This is a genomic window from Peribacillus sp. NPDC096540 (assembly GCF_050278525.1).
In the GTDB taxonomy this organism is placed as follows: Bacteria; Bacillota; Bacilli; order Bacillales; family DSM-1321; genus Peribacillus.
Genome location: NZ_JBNNTG010000010.1, coordinates 55,635 through 80,951 on the forward strand (window position 1 = coordinate 55,635; position 25,317 = coordinate 80,951).

The 25,317-nt window shown below is 35.5% G+C and carries 20 protein-coding genes and 5 pseudogenes; 16 read left to right on the forward strand and 9 right to left on the reverse strand.

What is annotated here, in order from left to right:
- Positions 1-44: 44 nt before the first annotated feature.
- Both ACQKMR_RS11300 and ACQKMR_RS11305 read right to left on the reverse strand, forming a co-directional pair.
- Entirely contained in the window at positions 45-1,130 is a 1,086-nt protein-coding gene (locus tag ACQKMR_RS11300) for an MBL fold metallo-hydrolase (protein ID WP_427697384.1), read from the reverse strand.
- 285 nt (positions 1,131-1,415) lie between these two features.
- Positions 1,416-1,546 (reverse strand): annotated as a pseudogene (locus ACQKMR_RS11305) (6-phospho-3-hexuloisomerase); the annotation flags it as partial.
- Between ACQKMR_RS11305 and ACQKMR_RS11310 the strand changes: the two are divergent.
- Positions 1,541-1,719 (forward strand): annotated as a pseudogene (locus tag ACQKMR_RS11310) (hypothetical protein); the annotation flags it as partial. The pseudogenes ACQKMR_RS11305 and ACQKMR_RS11310 overlap by 6 nt on opposite strands.
- A 111-nt stretch (positions 1,720-1,830) precedes the next feature.
- Here the strand turns inward: ACQKMR_RS11310 and ACQKMR_RS11315 are convergent.
- A complete protein-coding gene (locus tag ACQKMR_RS11315; RefSeq protein ID WP_427697385.1) occupies positions 1,831-2,730 on the reverse strand; it encodes a cation diffusion facilitator family transporter in 900 nt (299 codons plus the stop codon).
- A 471-nt stretch (positions 2,731-3,201) separates the two neighbouring features.
- Positions 3,202-3,368 (reverse strand): annotated as a pseudogene (locus tag ACQKMR_RS11320) (acetyltransferase); the annotation flags it as partial.
- Positions 3,369-3,766: 398 nt separating this feature from the next.
- Between ACQKMR_RS11320 and ACQKMR_RS11325 the strand changes: the two are divergent.
- The 7 genes from ACQKMR_RS11325 (at position 3,767) to ACQKMR_RS11355 (ending at position 8,797) form a co-directional block, all read left to right on the forward strand.
- A complete protein-coding gene (locus ACQKMR_RS11325) occupies positions 3,767-4,336 on the forward strand; it encodes a manganese efflux pump (RefSeq protein ID WP_427697386.1) in 570 nt (189 codons plus the stop codon).
- A 367-nt stretch (positions 4,337-4,703) separates the two neighbouring features.
- Positions 4,704-5,216, forward strand: a complete 513-nt coding sequence (locus ACQKMR_RS11330; protein ID WP_427697387.1) for a GrpB family protein — start codon at positions 4,704-4,706, stop codon at positions 5,214-5,216.
- A 152-nt stretch (positions 5,217-5,368) separates the two neighbouring features.
- On the forward strand, positions 5,369-5,830 hold the full coding sequence (locus tag ACQKMR_RS11335) for a putative iron-sulfur cluster-binding metallochaperone (RefSeq protein WP_427697388.1): 462 nt from the start codon (positions 5,369-5,371) through the stop codon (positions 5,828-5,830).
- A gap of 9 nt (positions 5,831-5,839) precedes the next feature.
- Positions 5,840-6,313, forward strand: a complete 474-nt coding sequence (locus ACQKMR_RS11340) for an NUDIX domain-containing protein (protein WP_427697389.1) — start codon at positions 5,840-5,842, stop codon at positions 6,311-6,313.
- A 156-nt stretch (positions 6,314-6,469) separates the two neighbouring features.
- Positions 6,470-6,670: a hypothetical protein gene (locus tag ACQKMR_RS11345; RefSeq protein WP_427697390.1), complete on the forward strand. Its 201-nt coding sequence runs from the start codon at positions 6,470-6,472 to the stop codon at positions 6,668-6,670.
- Between the two features lie 80 nt (positions 6,671-6,750).
- The gene (locus tag ACQKMR_RS11350; RefSeq protein ID WP_427697391.1) at positions 6,751-6,942 is read left to right on the forward strand and encodes a hypothetical protein; all 192 of its coding nucleotides are present in this window, start codon (positions 6,751-6,753) and stop codon (positions 6,940-6,942) included.
- A 292-nt stretch (positions 6,943-7,234) separates the two neighbouring features.
- Complete coding sequence (locus ACQKMR_RS11355; protein ID WP_427697392.1) at positions 7,235-8,797, forward strand: glycosyltransferase; 1,563 nt, start codon at positions 7,235-7,237, stop codon at positions 8,795-8,797.
- Positions 8,798-9,532: 735 nt separating this feature from the next.
- Here ACQKMR_RS11355 and ACQKMR_RS11360 read toward each other — a convergent pair.
- Entirely contained in the window at positions 9,533-10,921 is a 1,389-nt protein-coding gene (locus ACQKMR_RS11360) for a M28 family peptidase (RefSeq protein ID WP_427697393.1), read from the reverse strand.
- Between the two features lie 215 nt (positions 10,922-11,136).
- On the opposite strand from ACQKMR_RS11360, the gene ACQKMR_RS11365 reads away from it, so the two are divergent.
- Positions 11,137-11,883, forward strand: a complete 747-nt coding sequence (locus tag ACQKMR_RS11365) for a hypothetical protein (protein ID WP_427697394.1) — start codon at positions 11,137-11,139, stop codon at positions 11,881-11,883.
- A gap of 120 nt (positions 11,884-12,003) precedes the next feature.
- Here ACQKMR_RS11365 and ACQKMR_RS11370 read toward each other — a convergent pair whose 3' ends face one another.
- Complete coding sequence (locus tag ACQKMR_RS11370) at positions 12,004-12,543, reverse strand: hypothetical protein (RefSeq protein ID WP_427697395.1); 540 nt, start codon at positions 12,541-12,543, stop codon at positions 12,004-12,006.
- 493 nt (positions 12,544-13,036) lie between these two features.
- Entirely contained in the window at positions 13,037-14,311 is a 1,275-nt protein-coding gene (locus tag ACQKMR_RS11375; protein ID WP_427697396.1) for an IS110 family transposase, read from the reverse strand.
- 996 nt (positions 14,312-15,307) lie between these two features.
- On the opposite strand from ACQKMR_RS11375, the gene ACQKMR_RS11380 reads away from it, so the two are divergent.
- The 5 genes and pseudogenes from ACQKMR_RS11380 (at position 15,308) to ACQKMR_RS11400 (ending at position 19,704) form a co-directional block, all read left to right on the forward strand.
- The gene (locus ACQKMR_RS11380; RefSeq protein ID WP_230162810.1) at positions 15,308-15,757 is read left to right on the forward strand and encodes a DUF1569 domain-containing protein; all 450 of its coding nucleotides are present in this window, start codon (positions 15,308-15,310) and stop codon (positions 15,755-15,757) included.
- 1,556 nt (positions 15,758-17,313) lie between these two features.
- Positions 17,314-17,733, forward strand: a complete 420-nt coding sequence (locus tag ACQKMR_RS11385; RefSeq protein WP_427697397.1) for a VOC family protein — start codon at positions 17,314-17,316, stop codon at positions 17,731-17,733.
- Positions 17,734-17,946: 213 nt separating this feature from the next.
- Positions 17,947-18,033, forward strand: a pseudogene (locus tag ACQKMR_RS11390) (NUDIX hydrolase N-terminal domain-containing protein); the annotation flags it as partial.
- A gap of 747 nt (positions 18,034-18,780) precedes the next feature.
- Complete coding sequence (locus ACQKMR_RS11395; RefSeq protein ID WP_427697449.1) at positions 18,781-19,524, forward strand: type II toxin-antitoxin system SpoIISA family toxin; 744 nt, start codon at positions 18,781-18,783, stop codon at positions 19,522-19,524.
- The gene (locus ACQKMR_RS11400; protein WP_427697398.1) at positions 19,525-19,704 is read left to right on the forward strand and encodes a hypothetical protein; all 180 of its coding nucleotides are present in this window, start codon (positions 19,525-19,527) and stop codon (positions 19,702-19,704) included.
- 289 nt (positions 19,705-19,993) lie between these two features.
- Here ACQKMR_RS11400 and ACQKMR_RS11405 read toward each other — a convergent pair whose 3' ends face one another.
- Positions 19,994-20,950, reverse strand: a complete 957-nt coding sequence (locus ACQKMR_RS11405) for a sensor domain-containing diguanylate cyclase (protein ID WP_427697399.1) — start codon at positions 20,948-20,950, stop codon at positions 19,994-19,996.
- 599 nt (positions 20,951-21,549) lie between these two features.
- Between ACQKMR_RS11405 and ACQKMR_RS11410 the strand changes: the two genes are divergently transcribed.
- On the forward strand, positions 21,550-24,120 hold the full coding sequence (locus ACQKMR_RS11410; protein WP_427697400.1) for a helicase-related protein: 2,571 nt from the start codon (positions 21,550-21,552) through the stop codon (positions 24,118-24,120).
- 120 nt (positions 24,121-24,240) lie between these two features.
- Here the strand turns inward: ACQKMR_RS11410 and ACQKMR_RS11415 are convergent, their stop codons facing one another.
- Positions 24,241-24,447: a YqaE/Pmp3 family membrane protein gene (locus ACQKMR_RS11415; protein WP_427697450.1), complete on the reverse strand. Its 207-nt coding sequence runs from the start codon at positions 24,445-24,447 to the stop codon at positions 24,241-24,243.
- Between the two features lie 427 nt (positions 24,448-24,874).
- Between ACQKMR_RS11415 and ACQKMR_RS11420 the strand changes: the two are divergent.
- A pseudogene (locus ACQKMR_RS11420) lies at positions 24,875-25,100 on the forward strand (hypothetical protein); the annotation flags it as partial.
- Positions 25,101-25,317 lie beyond the last annotated feature (217 nt).

Genomic DNA, 25,317 nt, shown 5'->3' on the forward strand with positions numbered 1-25,317 from the left:
TAAATAAATAAAACCAGTCTATCCCAAGTTAGGATAGACTGATTTTATTTCCACCAAATTGTTTGCGGAAACTCTTTTACTCCAATAAATACTGGTTCGCCTATTTGCGGTGTGGAAACATGTACGGAATGTTCTTTGGCCGCTTTAGTTACCCGCTCAATTGGGTCTGTCCAGTCATGAAATGACAATGTGAACCCTGCCCAATGAATTGGAATCATTAGTTTTCCTTGCACATCAATGTTTGCTTGAACTGTTTCTTCAGGCATCATATGGATGGTGGACCAGCGCTCATCATATTGGCCACATTCCATTAATGTAAGATCAAATGGACCGAATTTTTCTCCAATTTCTTTAAAATGAGTACCATACCCACTGTCGCCGCTAAAAAATATCTTGTCTTGTTTTCCGTTAATTACCCAGGAACACCACAGCGTCGTATTGCCATCTCGTAAACTTCTTCCGGAAAAATGCCTCGCAGGCGTGCAAACCAAATGCAGGCCCTTGAAAGTAACTTCATCCCACCAATTATGCTCCTGAATCTTTTCTTTTTTAACACCCCATCTTTCAAGATGGCCCCCAACCCCCAGTGGAACAATGAACTGACCGACCTTATCTTTTATCTTCTTTATAGAGTAATAATCTAAATGATCATAGTGGTCATGTGATAGGAGAACCGCATCGATTGGCGGCAGTCTTTCCAAATCAATAGGCAAGTCCCCGCTAAACCGCTTATTTCCAAACAGCGGAAAGGGAGTGGGGGCCTTACCAAACATTGGATCCACTAATAAGGTTTTTCCATCCATCTCTAACATGAAGGCAGAATGTCCAAACCAGGTGATTTTATTGAAATCACCTATCATAGGTTCTTTAGTTTCAATCAGAATTGGATTGTCGGGCCGCCTACTGGGATTTCCTTTTATATAATCCCGTAGAATCGACCCTGTATGTTTGAGGCTCATCACCTGACTTGCAGGAATCTGGTTGATAAACTTCCCATTTACAAAATTTTCTTTCGTGCTGAAACTTTTAACTTTTTCTTTAGTTGCTCGTCTTCCTAGAGGAGGATAAAGGTATAAAAAAAGTGTCCCTGAAATAAAAAAGAAAGTTAAAAACTTTATAATTTTCAGCATATATACTTTCCTCCTAAATTTAATCAATATTTTCGTTCACTTATCATAACACAGAATTTTGAAGGTTATTTACTGTGATGTTCTAAAAATTCTTTCATCTTATTCTTTAACTGGCATGTTTATTGCATATTACTAAACTGAAGTAAACAGGAGGAGTGAAGGATATGTTTGATTTAGGTTTGAAAATAGAATAATTCCATTAAAATAAACTTCAGTTAACTATCTTACTTCAAAAAACAGCAAGGAATTCAGAAAAATCCCTTGCTGTTTTTTATATCTTACTTTTTATTTCATTATTGGGTTGGCGTGTCGGCCATACATCTTGTTGGATTCTTTTCCTCCATAAATCTAAGGATGACAGCATGGTAGAGAAGTAAAAGCGTTTGCTCGAAAAGAAAGCCAATTGGCGGATTAGTTGGCGTTTCAGGCTTTATCCTTCTCCAGAAAAAGATAGTCCAACTTGGGCTGGAAGATTTGATGAAATTACTGCAAAAATTGAAAATGAGAAGTACAGGTGCGTCTTTCTAATTCAAAGACTGAAAAGTTGGGACCCAGTATATTAAGAAGTAATATCAAATACTGTAAGTAGTGCGCTAGTATTATAAGATCAACCAGTAATAACTGGCTGACCTCATAATACGAAAGGGGTAGGAATGCTGCCCCTTTAGCCCTCGTGGAAATTTGGGTGAATCATACGGGTTTATTTCTCATTATCATACCAAGGATTTAAGTGTATGAGAACTTCATCTACATCATGGTGATTTTCCATTATTGTTTTCTTTATATTGCGGATAATGTCATGACCTTCTTGAATTGTCTTTCCACCAGGAACACCAACACGAAGATCCACCAATACATAATGCCCATGCTCCCTAGCACGTAGGCGATCTATTCGTTTCACTTCTGGAACAGTTAATATTAAAGACGCAAAGCTATCCAATCTTTCTCGACTTACATTTTTCTCCATTAGTGTGTCTAACGCTTCTACTCCCATTCCATAAGCAAGCTTGAAAACTAAAGTTGTTACAATGATACCCGCAATTGGATCTCCGTAAGCGAGGATTTGAATATCATAAACTTCTCCAACTAGTGCAAGTCCAATCCCCAATACCGCTGCCAATGAAGCATACACATCTGCAAGATGATCGTACGCAGTTGCAATTAACCCTTTGCTATTCGTCCTTTTGCCAATTCTAATCGTATACACATATAAAATTTGCTTCCACACAAGAGATATAATTGCAGTTAGAAAAGCAATTAGACTGGCTTTTTCAGGCTCTTTAAAGAACGCTGAGATTGATTCATAAGCAATATAAAATGCTGCCAATCCTAAAATTATTGCTACAATGGCAGAACTAATCACTTCTGCTTTACCGTGTCCGTAGGGATGGTTCTCATCAGCTGGGCGTTTAGAAATACGCATAGATGTTAAAGCCGCAGCGCTTGCTACAACATCGCCCGCGTTATGGTAACCATCTGCAAGAAGAACCGGGCTATGAAAGACAGTACCTACGACAATCTTAAGAATCGTTAGAACGATGTTGCTTATTAAGCTAATCCACCCCGCAATGAGAGTATTTGAATTCGTGCTTTGACTCATAAACTTTGACCTCCTGTATAATTCTTTCCCATGAGCAACAAAAACCCTTGACTGATTTCAGTCAAGGGTTTTTGTTTTTAAAATATAATTTCCGGTGAAAATGTTAAGTAAAATCATATTTATCACTCATTAGATTTAGAATTTTTTTAATCATAACATGGACTTGATAATGTAGCAAGATGGTGTATTTCTAAGTCTAAAAGACATAAAAGCAGGGTACAGAGCGTGTAACACTCAGTTTGGGATTTGTTGCTTTGAAATAAAGTTGCAATGTTTTGAATAAAGTTTAACCGTTTATAAGTATGCGTCAAATTAAAAAAACTACCCAATATGGATTTAACTAATAAAGAAGAAGTAGAAAAAATCTTACCTTGGTCATCTGATTTACCCTTAAAATGTAGAGTATTATAAAAAATGAAATGAACAAACAGTAGCCCCGACATACACCACTCATGTAGAATGTTTTGGAGCTACTTGACGTTTACTTTGGTAATTCATACTTTCTAATAGATTGGCAAATGGGGAGGACAATGCCAAAACTCCAATTTCCTGTCCCAGGAATAGATAACATTGCTCATTGACCCAAACAGGCCTGGAATAAAGACAAGGGGTGTTCTGCTTATGTGATTTGCTCTCATATTTCACCCACCTATTCTTCAGACTAACAATAATCTCCAATTAAGTTTCAAAGTGTGACATGTCGGTTGTTATTTTCTCCATTTAATATATATGCAGTTCTTATCTACATAAACTTTACTTGGGGTTTTTGATTTTAATGTGTACTCTCTTATAGACGTTTCTTTGTTCAGTTAACCTAATAATATTAGCTTTTTTCTTAGCTTCCCTAACAGTTTGACCTTCTGTTTCTAAAAACACCAAAATGAAAAAGATTAGGTACCCTTGCTTTCTACTCTTCAAGAAATCGTATATCAAATGTTAGACGCAAACACTGCTGTATAGTAGGCCGTTATTTTATTGAACAAAAAAAATTTCCATGCATATGGTTAAAGAAATAAATGGTTTAAAGGAGGATACTATGCATTGGATAACCATTATTCTTATAGGCTTAGCAGCTAACTTAGACAATTTAGGGATTGGTTTAGCCTATGGGGTTAAACAAACGAAAATCCCTATTTTTTCTAACATAACCATTGCTATTATCTCAATGATTGTCACTTATGTTGCAGTTATCGCTGGTGGCACGATTATCGAGTATGTTTCACCAAGTAAAGCTAACCTTTTGGGAAGTCTTTTGCTATGTGTGATAGGTTTATGGACTTTATTATCTAATCGCTTCTCTAATCAAGAACCTTTGAAAAATCCTGAATTGATTGATGGGGATAAGAATCATATAATCTCTTTCAGAGAAGCAATCACCCTTGGGTTTATCTTATCTGCAAACTGCTTAGCAGGTGGGATTGCAATCGGTGCAAATGGTATTTCAGCCATTTGGACAGTTATCTCTATTGGTTTTTTTTCAATAGTAACAGTTGGAGTGGGTAGCCATTTTGGTTATTTACTTACCAAAACATTTGTTGGTAAATATTCAACATCCATTTCAGGATGGCTACTTATTATGATTGGTATATACGAGATTTTTGCTTAACTGTAATTATGCTAATGCAATTTGGTTTAATAGACAGTCAGTAAATCGTTTCTGCTGATAAATGACTTGTAAACAGTTGCATAATGAATTGTTATGATTATGCCGCAAATAAAATAACAGCCAAGAATATATAGCAAATATCTATTCCTCCTTGAACATGGGCGCATACACAGAAAATGATCAATCTTTTTTATAAAAACTGAATACTAAATTGCAAAGAAAGAATCCATTTCGATCAATCTTTTTTTAAATGGATTCTTTTCATTTGTCGTAGAATGCAGGTTCATACGATAGTCTTGATCAAACTTTTTGTTATAAAATAGAGTGAATAGACGGTGAGAAATGTTTAAGTTATGGAGGCATTAAAATGCTTGGATTACCAAAAGGTGAGGTGTTTTTAGTTCCTTGGACAAATGATTGGGAAAAGGAATTTTTATTAGAGAAAGAAAGGATTCAAGAGGTAATTGGTCAGAATATTTTAGCTGTTCACCATATTGGAAGTACAGCAATTAAGCATTTATGTGCAAAGCCAATTATTGATATTGCTATTGAAGTTAAAGGATTTCAGGATGGTGAAAAGTGTGTTACGGCATTAGAAACACTTGGATACTCATATAAAGGGACAAATGTATTACCAGATAGATACTACTTTAATAAAGGTGAACCAAGAACACACCAAATTCATATGTATCAAAGTGGAAATAAATATTTACTTGAACAGTTGGATTTTAGAGATTATTTGAGAAATAACGAAACAGCAAGAATACAATATAAAAAACTTAAACAGGAATTATCAACGGTGAATACAAATAATAAACATAAATATGCAGATGATAAAACCAATTTTGTTAAGTCCATCTTAGAAAATATAAAAAAATAATAGTATTTTGGTAACTCAACTAACGGGTGCGTTAGCGAAAGATCAGAGCCGTCTTAAAGGCAGCTTTTTCTTTATGCAACTATCGGGGCAGATTAGTTGAATAAGGGATGGTATAATTTTTATATAAGACCAATCTAAAGGGAGCGTAAATCATGAGTAATTGTTGCAAAACAAATGATTCGATTTCTGAAACAAATAAATCAGAGAATTGTCCAAATTGTAAAGTAGCTGGAAAAAAAGTAAAAATCATTACACTGAAATCAATGCTAAAACCAACCAAATTGGATTCTCTTAGTGCAGATTTAGACCATTATTTTTGTGCAGTTAATGACTGTGAAGTCGTATATTTCGATACGGAGCAGAAATCATACACCAAATCGGACATTAAGGTTCCTGTTTACCAAAAAGATACCTCACTCGAAGTTCCTGTTTGCTATTGTTTTGATTGGACAAAAGAAAAAATTACCCAATTTGTTGAAAAAGGACTTACGCCTAATCCAATTGAACATATTCGTGAAAACATCAAAGAAAATCGATGTGGTTGTGAGGTGAACAATCCTCAAAGCAGTTGTTGTTTAGGGAATGTGACCAAGTTTATAAATCAATTATCTTAGGAGGCTATGATGGATTATTGCGAAAAGTTGAGAGGAATGATTGGAAATTCTCCACTAATCATCGTGCGACCAAGTGTAGGGATCATGAATCATTCAGGTGAAATTTTACTGAATCGATACATAGGTGGAATTTGGGGCATTCCAGGTGGCATATTGCAGTTAAATGAGTCTGTTGAAGAATGTATTAAACGAAATGTCCTTGAAGATTTAGGCTTAAAGATAAAGACATTAGCATTATTTGGTGTCTATTCAGGCAAAGAGTTAATTAATCGAGTCGAGGAAAGTGGCGATGAGTATCATATTGTTGCAATCGGTTATTTATGTACTGAGTATGAAGGAGAAATAACTCCTGATAACAATCAAGCGATTGAAGCTCATTTCTTTAGATTAGATCAATTACCTGAAGAAATCGATCCATTTATTAAAAACAGGTTAGTTAAATTAAAAGGGCAACTTGATAAAAAAATGAATACCTCTTGTTGAACTAACGCATGCTTTACTTCAATAAGGGAGGTTACTGAAGCAACCTTTTTGTTATGGCACTAACGGGGCAGGATAGTTCATTAAGAGAAGGAACGCTTGAACTATTTATTGAACATGTTGGTATGGTATAAATATTTTTTATAGTGGAGGTGTGTCATGAAAAAGTATGAAAAAATGTTAATTGCTTTTAAGGATGCAGATTTTAATTGTTTTGCTAATAAGGGAGATTGGCTTTATATTGCAAATAATAAGGATACAAAAAAGGGACTTTTTAGATTACCTAACTATATATATTACTTTATGTCTGTAAATAAAGAGCGTATGCCTTCTGAAATTGGAGTAGTAAAAAAAATATAGGTAATATCACTGCAAAAGAACTCGCAGAACTTGATTATAAAAGTAGAAAAAAAGATATTTCGCTTCTGACTGATGAAACTGTGAAAGAATATGAATGGTTTTTAGAAAAAGTTAATGCTCAGCCGGAACATACTCCTATGGCTGTTACTTGGTTTGAAAAAACCTTACCTAAAAAAGAAAAAGAATTAAGAGTACATAAAAAGTTCTTTACGGGTCTATCAAAAGAAGAGAAAAAAGAATTGTTTGAACGCCTAACACTAAACCTTAACTAACGGGTGGGGTCTTTATATAAATTCCAGAAAGCTAAAAATATAACTGCAGATAAAAAGGCAGGTAAAGTTACTTTCACTATATTGTTTTCAGCATAATAAAAAGGCCTTCTTCAAATGGAGAGGGCTTATTTTTGTTATATCAAACTTTTGTTTTATATCTCCTTATCATTCTTGTAGTCCTAAAATCTCATTTATTTGAGTATGAAGAAACCTATTTGGTAGGTAGGTATGGGAAATTTGTTATATAATGTAAGTGGATATAAAATTATTTATAATTGACGGGAGAAAGATAATGAAGGCAACAATGTTTTTTTTATTAAGTTCTTTGGATGTTCAACGCGGTGGATTAACGAAGGCCTCGTTAGCTCAGGCTAATACATTTGCAGATATGGGCTATGATACTCATATACTCACATTTAATTTTGATACGAGGTACGAAAGAATACGAGAAAAATTAATAGAGCTTGGACAACTAAACGAAAAAGTTAAAGTTTTAAATCTCTATGAAGAGCTTTGTGGAAGTGAAGAAGATTTAACGATTACACAAGTTACACCCGAGACCGGATATTTAGATCCACATGTTGGACATAACGCTTTTAGAGTTTACGAAAATGGACTTTACACTAAATATAAAAAATTTCACGAAGACGGGCCTTTAGATTTCATTGATTATTTTAATGAACAAAGATATCGAATCAAAAAAGAAGTGTATGATGAGTATGGCTTGATAAGAAAAGTTTCTTTTATGGATTTTGCTTCAAATAAACCAAGACAAATGAATTTTTACAATAGCAGCTCCCAAGCTTATTTATCAAAATGGGTAAATCCCGAAAACGGCAAGGCCATTCGAGTAAATTGGTTTGAAGAAAATGGAGATATTAAGGCTATTTATAGCAATGATGATCAACTAAAATTAGATTGGATCGAACGAGTAATAAAAGACGTAGATAACCCAGTATTAGTTGCAGATGCTCGAAAAACTGACTTATTAATGATAAATGTAAAGAATAAGAATGCTGCAAAAATCTGGCGGTTACACAGTAGTCACCTTACGGCACCATGGGAAGCTGATTCTGACATCGCTTCAACTGTCCAAACAGGAATCAATCATTTAGATAATATTGATGCTGCTTTAGTTCTTACAGAACAACAAAAGACAGATATTGAAAATAGATTTGGGAAAATAACGAATTTGCATGTTATTCCTCATGCGATGACGAGGACAAATTTAAAAACTGGATGGTTTGGCCGCCCTGGTTTAGTTAAAGACGAAAGGCTAGCGGTAGTTATTAGTAGGTACTCAGCCATTAAAAATTTAGATCATATTATTAAGGCATTTGAAATCGTTGTAAAGAAAGTGCCAGATGCAAAGTTAGAGTTTTGGGGAGACGGTTCGGAAAAAGAGAAGTTACAAAAGAGTATTAATAATGCTAATCTTACAGATCACATAAAATTGAATGGATACACCCAGGAACCATCTAAAATTTATCAAAGTGCTCTTTTCAGTATCTTAGCTTCAAAAACGGAAGGGTTTTCTCTTTCTGTATTAGAGAGCATGTCTAATGCTACAGCTGTAGTGAGTTATGACATTAGATATGGCCCTAATGAATTAATTGACAATGGAGAAAATGGAGTTTTAGTTCAAAAAAATAATACAGATATGCTAGCAGAAGCGATGATTTCAATGTTCAATCATCCGAATACAACCATAAAGGTGGGTAAGGCTGCTCTAAAAAAGGTAGAAAGAAAATTCAACCAAGAAATTTATGCAAATTCTTGGGAACATGTTGTTAGAGTAGCAATTGAAAATCGTCAATTGAAAAATAAAAACATACAATTAGTCAAAAAAGATTAATATCGAAGTTAAACAAACAAAAAACAGCCAAGTTCATGTGAACAGGCACGAGGAGTTTCTACAGATAAGAAAGCAGGTAAGGCAACTTCCACTAAATTGTTTGCCCCATAATCAATTGCCCTTACTCGTATTGAGTAGGGGCAAATTTTTTGAAAAAGTGAAGCAAACAAAACATAGTCCCGAAATACACCACCCATGTAGTATTTGGGGGCTACTTGACGTTCACTATCTTATGGGGGTCAGCTGTTGGACAGCTGATTAATAAACAATACATCGAATTTGAGTTTACTGAACACGGTTATGTTTGTATTTCTCATTTTTATCTTTGGTTCATTCACAGTTAGAACATGGCTATATTACTTGCGACTTAGAAAGCGTTATGAATTTAGTTTGTAACCTAAAATTTCCAAAAACAGCTCATCCTTTAAAGTTTGAGCTGTTTTTGGATTTCTATCTATTGATTGTTGAAATTATTTCTGTGAAGTAGTATTGGAGAGGTACACTGATAATATTGAGTATTTACAGTGGGAATGGTATTGGAGTTGGATAAGCATGTATGTTTTATTACATATTTCATATAGGATTTTCACTAGACTTAGAGCTTAGAAATAGTGAAAAAATTAAGCACGAGGCACTGGCCGATAAAAAGAAGAGAGCATCTGTAAACTACACAGCTGCCCTCCTGATTTTCTCCAAGATCCATTGTTAATCTCGTAATTCTGTACAATGAAGTATTTAATCTACCGGACGGTCATCAAAATCATAGTCTACCGTGCCAGGAGCTACACGTGCATTTGTTAATGCCGGAGTTTCCGGACGGGCAATTTGATACACACTGGCACCGACAATTTCAGCTGCTTGCTGCAATTTTTCTTTCGATATCTTATCCAGTGTATCTGTAGGCTGGTGATACCAAGGCTCTACAGGGGAATGGATAAACAAGGCGGATGGAATGCCAAGCTCATGGAATGGTTGGTGGTCACTCCTGCCCAGTTGTCCATAAGGAATCGCAACATCCATCGTTCTGGCCCCTGCTGAGGAACCCAGGTCCGTCACAAGGTTTTTCATTCCATCAATGGTATACATAATCAAACCACCTGCAGGATTATCCTCGCCAGCATCACGTCCGCCTATCATATCCATTTGGAAGTGAGCCACCATGCGGTCTACATCCTCTTTGGGAAGGGAATCTGCATAGAAGGATGATCCAACGAGCCCTCTTTCCTCAGATCCGAACGTGAGGAAGCGAATTTCAGTGTCAATTGGCGTTTTGGCCAGGATCCTTGCCAGTTCCAGCACAGCTGATACACCCGAAGCATCATCGTTTGCACCAGGGCCGCCCGGGACAGAATCATGATGGGCTCCAACAGTCACGATTTGACCATTATCCTTATTGGCTTTTGGTTTTAGGGAAGCGATGACATTGTAGGATGTCTTTTCGATTCTTTCAGCTTTTCCCACTTCCAGAGTGGACGTGATTTGTTTAGTTTTAAGCTGTTCGACCAACTCTAACCCTTGGGCTTGGGTAATGGCTACAGCAGGTATATTTTGCCCCGCTGATACTTGTCCGAAATTATTTCCTGATGGCGAGTTGTTGTACATTAAAACGCCAACCACTCCTTTATTTAGGACATTCTGAACCTTTTCAACAAAGGTAATGTCCCCACGTTCAACTAGTGCAATTTTCCCAGATACATTTTCTCCAACTTCCTCTGGCTTTGCTTTTCCAACATTAACAAGTTCGGCCGTTACCTTCCCGCTGATACTGCCGCTAATGGCACGCGGTGTTCCTCCTAAATCACTGTCACCAATTTTCACTTTTACATTTTGCACCGTATCATAGATGGGAAAAGGCTGAACCTTTGTTTCAAAACCAAGACTCTTAAACTGACTTTCTATGTATTTGACTGCACGGAGCTCCCCTTCTGTACCAGCAGCCCTCGGTTGCTCTGATAGATAGGCAATCGTATTATACATATTGTCCGCACTAATTTTTTTGATAACTTTGTTATCAAAAGCTGTGTCAGACTGGGCATTTGTTGCTCCGTTTGTTTGTGCAAATACTGTACCAGTTGATAGAACCATACCCGCAGCTAATAGTACTGTTAGTGATTTTCTATACATATAATCCCTCCTTCTTCATAATCTTCCTAATTATGTATTTAACTGAATAGTTTGTAAATGAGTCATTAGTCTTTAAATTCCAACTATCAATCGGTGTCTGACACCCGCTCTCTTTTAAAACACAACCACTTAAAATAAAACCGTTCAATAACCTATAAACCAGCGTTCTTATTGTTATAAAATAAAGTTAATAAAAGGTAGGGGAAGTGTGCAGAATGTTGGTGATGTTGGGTTTTCTAATTTACGTATTTTTGCTAATGATTGCTATTATACTCATTGAATCTTTACCATTCATAACATTACCGGCGGTGATCATAAGTCTATTTCGAAAAAAGAATATAAAACGGTCCATTGCAGCATTAGCTGTCATTCCACTTATTAAGCTGTTTAATAACTTAAATAGAAATGGAATGGGACCTTCCGAGTCTGAATATTTCCTTTCACAAATACTGCAAGCGAATTTATGGATTATTCTTTCTTTTATGGGATATTGCTATCTTCTGTATTGGTGGGGAACATTTATTAAGAGAAGGAAGAAACATCATACAAAACCAATCGATAAACTGGAGGGGAAGAAATCTTTCAAAACTAAAGGGTTTCTCATTCTTGTAGGAGTTGTCCTGATGTTGGGCATTCCATTAGTTTCTTTTTTCTATCAAGATTCTTGGCAAGAAACTACCGTCCTAACCAGTGAATCTCCAACGGGAACAAGTACGATTGAAATTGTGCAAAAAGGAGAGCCTACTTTGTTTAGCTCTGCTCCCTTTAAAATCTATTATCAAAAAGAAGGTCATTCACGTTATTCCATACGTGAGTCTGTAGACAATGACGGTGGATTCGCAAGAACTGAGAATTTTAGGGTTGAATGGAAAGACAACGAAAATGCTACAGTCACTATAATTGGAGACGAAAGTTATACCGAAACCATAGAGATTAATGTATTAGAAAAACCTAAAAAATAAACCTACTTGGAAGAATATGTAGAGTTGAGTATATCCTTCAGGGTCTGTTGGTAAGCACAAGGAACAAATTAGAGCTAAAAGCAGTTCAAGATGAAAGTGGAGAAAGTATCCTTCTTCCTGTTATCGTATGAATATTGATCCACCAGTCCATGTAATGTAGAGGCTTCCCCTTATAACTTTAACTTTATAATCACTAAAACGAGCATGTTCACTCAGTCCGTGATTTCCCTTTTTGACTGAATCTTTTACATAAATATATGAATTCAAAGAACTGTAAAATGTATACTGACTTTCATACTCATCTTTTGACCATTGAAATGGTTCCTTTTCATGTATAACATAAGGGAAAGAAAGGTATTCACCACTTTCAATAAAAGTATAGTTTTCGGATAAAATGGAAAACGACCCTAATAAGTATAGAAAATTAGCAAAAACAACTATATTAAACAAAGTATTTTCTTTCTTTTTATTAAGCTTAATCTTTTCCGATAGTATAGAAATAGAAACAGGCATAGGAATTAAACCAATTAATGCAATCCATTTATCAAAAGGTTCGCCATTCACCCATATTAGTATTCTCATTAATCTCAATAGAACAAAGAGTAACACTAAAGCCGTTAATAATGATGATAGGACAATGATAAACTTCTTAAAATTCAATGATTTCACCTCTTCGGAATTCTACCATTTTTCTGGTTTTCAGTATATATAATTTTATCCTTGAATGGTAAAGTTGTTTGTACTATGGCCTTCCTTATAGAACTCCCTCAGTTTAATAGATAATGCTCACGAATACTCGCTTATTCGCAGGATTTCAAACCACATGGTATAGGTTGCTTTAGATGAACGAAAGAGATAGGACCGTTTTGATAAGATGAGGGCAGATTGAAATAGGGGATCTGTTGAAAATCCCATATTATTACATATGCTGCACGCATTTTCCACGCTGCCCCTGGAGGCTTTCCCTCCCATGTCTCAACGGGTCATAATCATATGCCCTTTCATTCCTTCGTCATGCCTATCCAAGGGGTGGAAGCCGGTTTTGCTAACGGAACGGGTCATTGCCCTTTTGTTCTATATATCCAGTACTTCGTGCTTTCTTTGAAATCCTACGAATAAGCCAACTTTCGTAAAAAACAATGTGAATGTAAATTTACGCTGCTAGTTGTTCAAGAGGAAATACCATTTCCGGTTTATAGACAGAGCCATTACGAGTAATCCCTACTAGGACACGGGCGAGTTTTCCACATAGTTTCATGATGGATTTCATTTTCTTGATCTTCTTCACCTTAACATTGTTCGAGTGTAGGGCTTTAAACTCAGGGTTATTCATCACCAGACTCATGGTCGCAAGGAAAAGGTAACGCCGCAGGCGTGATCTTCCACGTTTGGAAAGAACAATTTGGCCTTTCCACTTCCCAGAGCTTGCCTCAGCGAGATGCAATCCTGCATGACGAAGTAGTGCATTCCCGTGAGCGAACCCACTCAGATCTCCAGCTTCTCCTAAGATGCCCGCCAGTGAAATCTCACTGATTCCTTTAATGGCAAGTATTTGCTTAACGAATGGAATTTGTTCCAAGACATTTGTGACTTCTTGCAGCACTCTTTCGAGTTGGGATGAAGCGAGATCATATTCCTCTAATAACTGTTCCAAGTGAAGTTTATACGCATCAAGGGCTTGTTTCGTACCAATTGAACGCTTGGCCAATGCAAGCAGGGAACGGGATTTTTTATGCCCGGAATGTCGCTTCATACATGATTTCCACCCGGTTACGATATCTTGAGGCTGTAAGGAACATAATTCAGCTGGGGTAGGAAAGAGGCGTAGGGTTGCGATTGCCCCTTTACATGATACGTCTTTAAACACTTGCCGGAGCTCGGGAAAAACAACATCCACCCAGCGATTAATTTGGTTGATGGAGCTAACAAGACGCTTAACGATCACATCTCGGTTAGCCATAAGGACACGAAGTTTTTCAAATGATTCTGAAGTGGAACGAACGAAGGCATAGTAGCCATTCTTCACCATATCAGCGATGACAAGGGCATCTTTTTTATCACTTTTGGATTGCGTATTATCACGATTTTCTTTGTTTCTTTTGACATGGTGAGGATTGACGGTGACGACATCCATGTTTTGTTTGACTAGCCACTTTGAAAGGTTTATCCAATAATGACCGGTAGGTTCCATTCCGACTATCGTGGTGTCTAGGTTTTTCATTTGTTTTAGTTCCTTGATCCAGTTTAGTAATCTAGTAAAACCTTTTTCGTTATTTTCAAAAGTCAAAGGTTTCCCGATCACAATGCCCCGATAGTTTACAGCACGGGCCACGTGTACGTGTTGGGCAATATCCACACCAACAACTAGATGTTGGTCCGTAATTCTCTCAATTAGTTGATTTTGTTTGTTTTGCATTTTAAAATTCATAGTAGAGCTTCCTCCTTAAGATGAGTTTTGGTTTGTGTGTACTCTCATCATACTGAGGGGCTCTGTTTTTTTCAAAGCCGATAATTAATGCTCTACAGGAATGCTAACGGGTGCTTTAGCTAAAGATCAGAGCTGTCTTTAAGGTAGCTTTAACTTATGCAACTATCGGGGCAGGTTAGTGAAACAAGATGTTATTATTCAGTGTAAAAAAATGTGAAAAGCAGGTGAGTGAATGGAAAATAATAATCCTTATATAACCTTCGGAGCGCAATTAGGAGATGTAAATGCAGATAAAGCTGTGTCAATCCATCTACAAGAATTAAAGAATTTATTGTATAAGTATTGTGACAATGTATACTGTACAGAAATTAATGAAATGCTCCAATTCTAAGAGTAGACGGAGAAGGTTGGTATTGGGAATTTGACGGTTGTGAAAAATTAAGACTTAGTAAAAAATATCGATATATTACAGTTGATATAGGTATGCCTCGTTCAAGATGGGAAGGTATTGACCCGGATGCTATAAGAAAATATCCTTATCATTAACCTTAAAGGTGCTTTGGCTTTGATGGTAAAAAGATTAAAAAAAGAGAAATACACAGTTAATGAGATGGATTTATGGAATGATTTTGGAAAAGTAGAAGAGGAATTCTTGTTAAAGTAACGGGTGCTTTTCTTGAATAAGCAACAATAGTTTATTCATTTCCCTAGGTCCATTTAAATGCCAAAAATCCCTACTTTTTGATCGAAATCAGGGGATTTTTCTATGTTTAATAATTATAGTTTATTTTGAAAACACTATACTACATTTAAAAACGTAATCATGTAATTCCATTAAAGGGCGCGATTCTTTAATAAGGTCCACTTTTCTTAAAGAACTAAATGGTGCGTTAGCTGAAGATCGAAGCTGTCTTTAAGGCAGATTTTCTTTATGCAACTATCGGGCCAAATAAGTTAAGAAGGTTGACTCATTATAATTAAAGGGGATATGCACTAATGAAAAATATTTTTAATCATATGCATACAGCAGAAGTTTTAAAGCGTATTGACAAATTGAGTCCAAATTCACAACCACAATGGGGAAAAATGGATGTTGCCCAAATGCTAGCGCATTGTTCATCTTTCCAAGACATTGCAATGGGAAATTCTTTTCCACCAAGGAGTTGGTTAGGAATAATAGTAGGGAGGTTTGCAAAACAAATCATTTACAATGACAAGACATTGCCCCATAATATGTCTACTATTCCAACCATTTTGATTGCAGATGATAGAGAATTTGACACAGAAAAAGAAAAGCTTAAACAAAAAATTATCACATTCCAAAATAACGGACCAGAGAAGTGCACAACTCATCCTCATCCTTTTTTTGGAAAACTCACTTCTGAGCAATGGGGTAAAGGAATATACAAGCACCTTGACCATCATTTTAAACAGTTTGAAGTTTAAACATTGAAAACAAAATGAAACGATTTGCATCGTTAGTTGAAGAATGTATTGTAGGATTGAAATAAAGTGGTACCGTTTATAAAAAAGTGGTACCGTTTTAAATAAAGTTATACCGTTTGTAAAAAAGTTGCACCGTTTTACCCCTTGGAGGGTGTCGCGGAGTTGAGTATGTTTTTGATTTTCTTGTATAAGAGAAAAAATCATTTCACCGGCGTGCTTCCAGGGGTTGAGGATGAACCCTTATCTCAAAATGGATATACGTATGCGAATAATAATTCAGTGATGAATGTGGTTTCCGGTTGAAAGGAATTATTACGATGATTATAGGACAAAAAATTATCCTTATAAGTATCGGCTTGTTTTCACTAGTCGTGATATTACTAATATTATTTAAAAGAGATAAGATTAAGTTTTTTACAAATCAAAATTTAATTAAAATGGAAAAACTTATGATGTTTCTTTGTATTATTACTTTAATATGTACTGCTATTAACCCTTCACTATTGATTTTTAATTTCACAATTCAAATCTTATTTATAGAAATCGTTTGCATTATAGAACTTAGGAGAGTGGCTGAAAAGCCTAATAAGTTGTATTATATAATACTATCTTTAACTTTTTTTTTAATGCTTATTTTGCAATTTATTACTCCAATAATACTTAACGCTAGTTGTTTAATTGATTTATGAATTAGAATGGATGAGTCTTTTTAATTGTGAACCTGATTTTTTGGATGAAAATTCACCTTTTTATTATCGAGAGAATACGTATGTATTTTCTATAGTTAATTTTAATATAAGGACACCATCTGTTAGTGAATTTTCGATACATGTACGAGATGAAAAGAAAGATATTGAACTCGTATCATTACGTCTACTTACAGTTGATAAAATTTGAAATCAATTCAGATAAAAAGAATGAATCTGAATTTACCATTTATCAGGATAATTAAGATGGGCGTTTTTATACAAAAACAGAAGTCACATTGAAACCAAACTTTTCGATGAAAGTGACGGAAGACTTCCTGCGCTGATATAAGAGAGTAAGAGCTAAATAACAAGTAGTCTGGGTGAAAGTTTTAATCAATCTTTTTTATAAAAACTAACTCCACCTAAAAATCAAACCCACTTATTTTGATCAATCTTTTTTCAAAATAAGTGGATTTTTACTATATATAAAATCAACGTTTGCAGCATACTTTTCATCAATCTTTATTCCAAATCAACAAGTATCTCTAAGCCTAATTACTATTCTCTTTCATAAGATGAACAATGCTTTGATTTATTCTCAATTACTATTTGATGCAACTAACAGTATGTCTTTTTATAATCTTTTGTTTTGCCTTAAACGGGCGCGATTGTTGAATAAGCTTCACTTTTCTTCTTCAACTAACGGGTGCGTTAGCTGAAGTTCAGACCTATCTTAAAGGTAACTTTTTCTTTATGCAACTATCGGGGCAGGATAGTTGAATTAATAGGGTAAATATGGAATTAAAGAGGACGGAGATACAAAAGTGGAGAATATGTTTATTTATCAAATAAAAGGAGGCTAATTTGATGAATGAAAAAATATTAAGGGTAGGTACTACTTATATACCAGTAACTAATGTAGAACTTACTTCGGGATGGTATGTAAGTAAATTGGGTGCAGAGTTAAGCTATAAAGATGAAGACAAAGCAATTCTTAATTTTGCAAACCAAAGTATTTTTCTGGTTAAATCTAATGAAAACCAAAGCTCTAATTTTTATGATATTTACGGTGAAGAGCGTTTTTCTATGACCTTTGAAGTTAATGGGTTAAACGCTTTAGAAGCTGTCCATAAAGATTTTATCGAAAAAGAAATAAAAGTTGGAGAAATTGAAAACAGAGGTCACACGGGGAGAAACTTTGTTTTTTATGATTTAGATGGTAATAAATTTGATGTATGGAGTGAATTAAGTCTAATATTCAAAGAAAAATATCTAATCTCGGAATAGAAAAGCTATACTCTTATTAAGCTAAACAGATACTTTACTTGAATAATAGGAGCATGGGCAGTCCTTTTCTTATGCAGCTAACGGGTGCGATACTTCAATTTCGAAGTGTCGCTTTTTTCTTATGGAATTAAAGGTGCAGGATAGTTCAGTTAGATTTACAAATATCTAAGTCTATGTGGTAATATTAGTAATTAAAAATTGGCGGTGATGTAAATGGAACCAAAATGGCTTGATTGGGATAAACAACTTCAATCCATTGCACAAGCTGGACTAACCTATTCAAAAGATGTTTATGACTTGCTGGAGACCGGTAACAAGTAGATAACACCAAAATATGGAATAACGTCAATAATTATAAATTTAAGGAAATGAAATAAGCAGTAATATTAATGAACGATCAGGTTCCTGTTATATGTGAAGAGAATAATAGAATAGGTTGAACCAAGACCTTAATATTAGTGTTCCTGTCCTTTGAAATGTTAAATATAATCAATTGCCAGCTGGAAAAATGGAAAGAAAACGATCAGATAGTCTTTGTTGCTTTTCTGGAAAAGGACAAAAGGGCTTCTATGCGGGAGGAGATAATCGTTCACATTATTATTCTAAGGAAACCAACAATGAAAAAATGATCCTGATGTTGGGTAAGTTATTGCTTAAACAGAATGCCGAAATGACCCTTCATCGTTCAAAGAGGTTAATGATAATGATGTTTCAAAAATTGTACTAAAGGGTAATTCAGCTGAATTGATATCAGTTGCTGATGGAGGAAAAGGAACGATGGACATCTTAGTGGAAGCAACTAAAGGAAAGAAGGTTGAGCCAACCGTCCAATTTATTACTGTATAATTGTCGCTGGGGAGGATGTTAATAAATGGACACTGACTTTAAGGTTAGTGTCTTATTTATATAGGGATATACCCTCGACCGGTACATAAGTTTCATACTCCCTATGCAGGGAAAAAACGTATATATAATGAATAATATATATAGTGAGATATAAGAAAGATAACAGATGTATGAGGGGTAGGGTGATAAAACGATGTGTTAATGTTTTTCAGAGTCTTTGTGTGGATTGTATTTATAGCTTTATTAGCATATGTTATTCTTTCTTGGAAATATAAAGACAAGGTAAGTAGGAAGATTGAAGCGATTAGAAAAACCTGGTATGTCATTTTTATATTGGGAGCATTAATTTATTGGAGTTTCAATCCGAAAAGTATATTCATTGAATGGAAGAACTTTTTGATAATGGCGATTGTGTTTGTTCTGGTTGATATGTTTGTGTTTTTGAGCATGTATATATCCAAAATCGGCGATAATGAACTTTCCTATGCTACAAGGGCTGTTGCAGAAAGTGATAAACTTTTAACGGACAACCGCGAAAAGGTCAAAAATATGTTTCATCTTTTGAAAAAAGAGGGAATCCCAGAGTTTTATCAAACGAATAAGGAATACCTAGCTTACTTGAGTATTTTGCTTCAGGCCTATGCCGCTAAAGAGGGGATGAACGTGAAGATTCTCCCTTTTAAAACGGAACAAGACAAGCAATTGGTACTAAATGGGCATCCGAACTTGAATGGCAGTATCATCCGTGCTACATTGGAAAGAGAAGATACGTATTATAACGATGAAGAAAAAATGGCATTGCAGCCTGTAAGTATTTTAATGGAACCCTATATCCTAAAAGTTAAATCAGAAAACTTCGTTTCAGAAGTGGATTGCTTATTAATAGCATTATTGATCATGATGTTTGATATGGTCATAAAACAAAATCAAGGTGGTGAAGGATGAATGAGCATTTATGACAAAGTAGGCAGCGAGGTTTCAGTTGCCGTAATCAAACCGCAGGTAAAGATTCCCGATGTAGGCTTAAGCCCTCATACTAAAAAGGTGATGAAACAGAATGAACGCATTATCCTGAATCAAAAAGAAAAAACTTTACGTTTCAGCCGATTAAGAGACGTACTATAAGAATAAGGGCAGAGGAAAATTCCTCTGCCCTTATGATATTTAGAGGAAATACGCATATACTATTCAAAACTAAAGAATAGGAAGGGTCTTTCAGTATATGAACAAAAAACCCGAGAGAGTGAACATCCCGGCCCCCTCCGCTTCACCATCCGAGAAACGGATACATAAAGAAAATGCTGACTTGCTGAAGTTTCTGCAAAGGTTGAAAGCGAAACGTTGGATCTTTTTACGATAATGGAAAACCAGTGTGTAATAAACACTGGTTTTTTGTATTTATTAAGTGCAGAAATCATTCTTGATAGTATCGTATATTCTTTCGGCCAGACTCTTTAGCCTTATACATTGTCCAATCCGCTTTTTTCAATAGTGACTCCATTTCGGTCCCGTTTTCAGGATAAAAACTGATCCCGATGCTTGCGGAGACAAAATAAACATTTCCATAAATGTGAATGGGCATGGTCGATAATTGTTTCAATATGAATTCAGCCTTTTGTTGTGTGCTTTTTAAGAGATCCTCACACATAGATGTAGGTAACAATACGATAAATTCATCTCCGCCGATTCGTGCCACATAACTATCCTCGGGTACAAATTGCAATAGACATTCAGCCGTCTTTTTAATAACTGAATCTCCGACATCATGGCCAAAAGAATCATTGAAATATTTAAAATGATCCAAATCAATATAAAGTATAGCCATTTCATTTTGTATTTTATCCTTATTGTAATTGAAATAATTATAAATAAAGTTCCTATTATATAGACCTGTTAATGAGTCCCTGATAACCCCATTTTCTAGAACGATTGATTGACTGATTAAAGTTGCCAAAGACTTAATTAGTATCACATCATACTCTTTGAAATCAAAAGGTTTAATGTCAAAAGCACAAAGTGTCCCGAAGGTATTATCTCCATTTTTAAGGGGTGAACCCATAAAACATCCGTTTCCAATAAAGTTTGTTATAGGATGATCGCTTGTCAAAGGATGTTGCTTAAGATTGGGGATAACAAGCGGTTCCAAATCATTTTCAACAACTAATTTGCAAAAAACCATATTATAAGGAAGGGTGTCTCCTTCAAATATTAACTCTGCATTTCGGTTAAAAGATTTGATTATAAAACTTTGTAAAGGACTACGAATAGAAAGGAATAAGGTATTGACCTCTATCGTATGAGCTAATAGTGCTAAAACCTCTTTAGCGATAGAGTCGAAATTTTTATAATAATTGATATCATGCTGTATCATTTTCAGGCTCACCTTTTTCTATAGTCTTTTTAGCTTTTCTGGATGTTATTTTTCATAAACAACTAGAAAGACTCAAGAGCAATATATTGATTGCCGGACAGTATATCAGAATTGCCCTAAACTAAATTAAGAGTCTGAATTCATATATAAAGGAAACAAAATGTTATCGATTATGTAAGTTACTCTCTCTATTAGTTCAGTTTGTTTTGTCGGTATACTCATTACCCTTATTATATTTCGGATTAATTGAAAAATCATTAAATTCCTTACCTTCATTTAATATCTGCCTTATATACCTTTTGCATAAGCATTAGACAATCATTCACACTTTTTTGTAGCACTTATATCCAAGAAAGTCCATTATAATTAGTAACGAATCTAACTATCATGTATTATACTGTACATGAAATGGTAAGAGTATCAATTAACAAAACGGAATTATCTGCAAGGTTGCATTTGCACGTTTCTTTAACGAACGAATAAGTCCGCATGAATTTTGCAGATAAAACATACGTGGAGATAATTTTAAAAATTGTTTTGGAGAGGATAAATAAGATAAAGAGTAAACTTACATACAGGAAATTCAAAAGGGGATCATTATGGGAAAATTAGAAAACATATACCCAATTGCAATAGAGAATACAAAACAAAAAATTATCCAGGATATGGATTTTTATTTAGAGAGTCAAGAGACATTACCTTCTTATATGACTTACATTTCTGACAGGATGTCTTATATAGAGCAGATTTGGATTAATGTCTGGTTGAGTAAGGCTTCAAACGATGTGCCTAGAAAAGAAAAAAAGGGGTTTCTAAACGAAAGGGGATTTGTTACTGAAGGGACAGATCACAAGCTAATCAACAGTTTGTTCCGCAACGAATTAAAGAGCTATCGTCCCTTTGATGTATTATCTTGGATAAAAAAAACCTTCTCTGAAAATCAGGAAGATTGGGAGAAGAGATATATAAAAGCAAGGGAAAACTTCTTTATACGACAAGAAGAACAACGACTGGCTAATGAGCGGTGGAAAGTACGTGTAAGGCTTCAAGACGAAGCTAATGCTTTTTTTGAAAAAAATTCGCTTCTTTTATATTTGCATGTTAGGTATTATATCGCTGAAGTATTAGTAGCAGATCTTCAAAATAAACCGAAATTTCAATATGTTACCCCATATATGCTAGAAGAACAATTGGTGGAAACTGGATTGTTTGAATCAACAGAATACTTAATGGTGACTGATTTTTTTGAAGAACTAACAGGTGATATACACTCCTTGTTTGATTGGGGGAAGAATCATTACGAATATGAAAATTATTTTTATAGGTATGAAAGGTTAGTATCAGAGTTTATTTTAGGATTCGCCCCCAAAAAACTCATTAACCATTTACCTGTAAAACTGCACCATGATTTTTTGGAAGCATATGGGGAAAAATTGACTTCGGGAGCCCTTCAAGGATTGCTTCGAGATGATTTGGCAGATTTGTCACAGGCTTGTTTTGATGAACTTCAAGAAGAATACCTTTCTGATTTACTGAAACTTGCGGAGACTCCGTTTAATGAATCATTGCACCAGAAAATATTTGAAAAAGATGAGGAGAACAGGGAAAGAAGAAAAGCTGAAGTATTGGCGGAACAAGCCAGAAGGCAGGCAGAAGAGGAAAGGATCATTGAAGATATTTTTGGAAAGGCCTATACTCCTTCATTAGGAAAAAGGGTTAGGTATGTTTTGCATATCGGTGATACCAATACTGGGAAGACACATCAGGCACTCAAAAAAATGAAAGCAGCCAAAAATGGTTTATACCTTGCCCCGCTAAGACTTCTAGCACTAGAAGTGTTTGACAAGCTAAATGCAGAAGGGGTACCTTGCTCATTAAAGACCGGTGAAGAAGAAAAGTCGGTAGCGGGTGCTAAACATTTCTCTTGTACTGTCGAAATGTTTCATGAAAAAGACTACCATGAGGTAATCGTCATTGATGAAGCCCAAATGATTGCAGATAAAGATCGTGGCTTCTCTTGGTTTCGGGCAATCACGCAAGCAAATGCTAAAGAAGTACACATTATTGGGAGCAGAAATATAAAAATGATGCTTCTCAACCTATTAAATGGAGCAGATTTGGAACTGCACGAATACAGACGGGACATTCCCTTGGAGATAGAACCAAGAGAGTTTGGATTGAAGTACACCAAAAAAGGGGATGCGCTTATTTGTTTTTCAAGAAAACAGGTTCTAGAAACTGCCTCCCGTCTCCAAGGAAGTGGGCATAGTGTCAGCATGATATATGGGAGTATGCCCCCTGAGAATAGAAAACGACAAATTGAACTTTTTAATCGTGGCGAAACAACTGTTGTTGTTGCCACAGATGCAATTGGAATGGGATTGAACTTGCCAATCCGTCGCATTGTCTTCCTTGAGAATGAAAAATTCGACGGGACACGCAGGAGAAGACTTACATCACAAGAAGTTAAACAAATCGCGGGACGGGCAGGGAGAAAAGGTATTTACGAAACCGGAAAGGTTGCATTTACAGCAGAGATTAAAATAATGAATAAACTGCTTGAACAGGTAGATGAGCCCGTTCAAACCTTTACTATAGCTCCTACCTCTGCAGTATTTGAACGTTTTCAGAAGTATTATCGGCATCTAGGAACATTTTTTGAATTGTGGGAGAAATTCGAGCCCCCAAACGGGACTAAAAAGGCATCCCTCACAGAAGAACGCGAGCTTTACGAGTTGATTCGCGACACTGAAATCGAAGCACGTTTTTCTTTAATGGATTTATATGGTTTCCTGCATCTACCCTTTTCAGCAAAAGAACCTTTACTTATCCGGCAGTGGCTGGAGACGGTCGAGGCCATTGCCGAGAGCAGCAATTTACCAGATCCGATCATCAAGACAAGAAATTTAGAGGAATTGGAACTTTCCTATAAAGCCATAGGTCTACATCTTTTATTTCTATACCGAATGGGGAGAAGAACTGAAGCCGTTTATTGGGAACGTGTCCGTGAAGAGATCAGTGATGGTGTTCATGATCAGTTAAAAGATGAAATGATTAATTATCAGAAAAAATGCAAGCGATGTGGAAAAAAATTGCCGGATAGCTTAAGGTTTCAAATCTGTGACGCATGCTATCATAAAGGTCAAAGAAGAACACACAGACCCAAATAGCTGAACTTGTTTTAAGGAAATTGGCAACTAGTGAATTTTATAGACAGAACAACCCGAATAAATTCGCCTTTTTATGGCGTGGTTACTCGGGTCGTTGGTCATAAAATGATTATTTTACACTTAGTCATTTCTTTTCGACTGGGCAATAATGGCGGCCTGCTTTTTCATTCGTTTATCGGCTTTCTTATCATGAACGACCAAGATTGCATGAATCAAACCCGGTACGTAGAAAAATAGGGTAAGAATCAAATTAAGTACGGCCTGAATTGGTTTACCTACTAATAAGACTGCTAAAGGCGGGAAAAGAATCGCGATTAAATAAAGAATAATTAACACTCTCCATATATAATAATTTAAATCTAAATATAAATAAATATAACATTAACGCTATATAAACACTATGCTAGCCATAAAAAATATAGAAGCTTTGCTATTGAATATTCTTTTTTTCGAACTAGGGAGGAAATACTGATTCCCAATTGATTTGCACATTCTTTAAAGAAGTTGAACGACTTAATGCAGGTGAAATATAAGCCTGTTCAAATGAAGTAATAGCTTCCTTTAATATGCGGTGCTGGTGGTGTTCACTCCAATCTTCACTTTTTTCTAAACCATATCTGTGTCTAAGCAAATTTTTAGGTAGATAATCAGTTGTAATCGTTGTACCTTCACTAAAATGATATAGCCGCTCCAACATGTTTTTAAATTCGCGAATATTACCAGGCCAATCATATGCCGTGAATTCCTGTAATAATTTATTGCTTTTTTACAGGAAGATCAACTATCCTTGTCTGTGCCTATAATTAAAATCGATGAACCATACTTAATCGAAGCTGTCACGTACAGCAACCGCAAGTAATCCTTTTCACCAATCCAGGTACTGTTGAAGAAACTGTAAAACGATTATATACCCATGCTAAATAAAAGTTTTAAAACCATTTGAAAAGAGAATTCTTTCAGTGGCCCAACTATCAATGGCTTAGGCAGCGGAGCAGTTTGAACATTTGGTAGCTAAGACTATAATAAATCCATTGAATATTAGCAGATTCAATTAGATCTTCGGGAGAAACCCTCATTGAAGAGATGGTAGAGTAGTCTACAGGCGGAAAAACCACAATTTAGAGCCTTGAGTAAAACATTAATACTGCCCCTAATTAGGGGCTTTTCCACTGTCTGATGAAACTAAAAGGTCCTAGT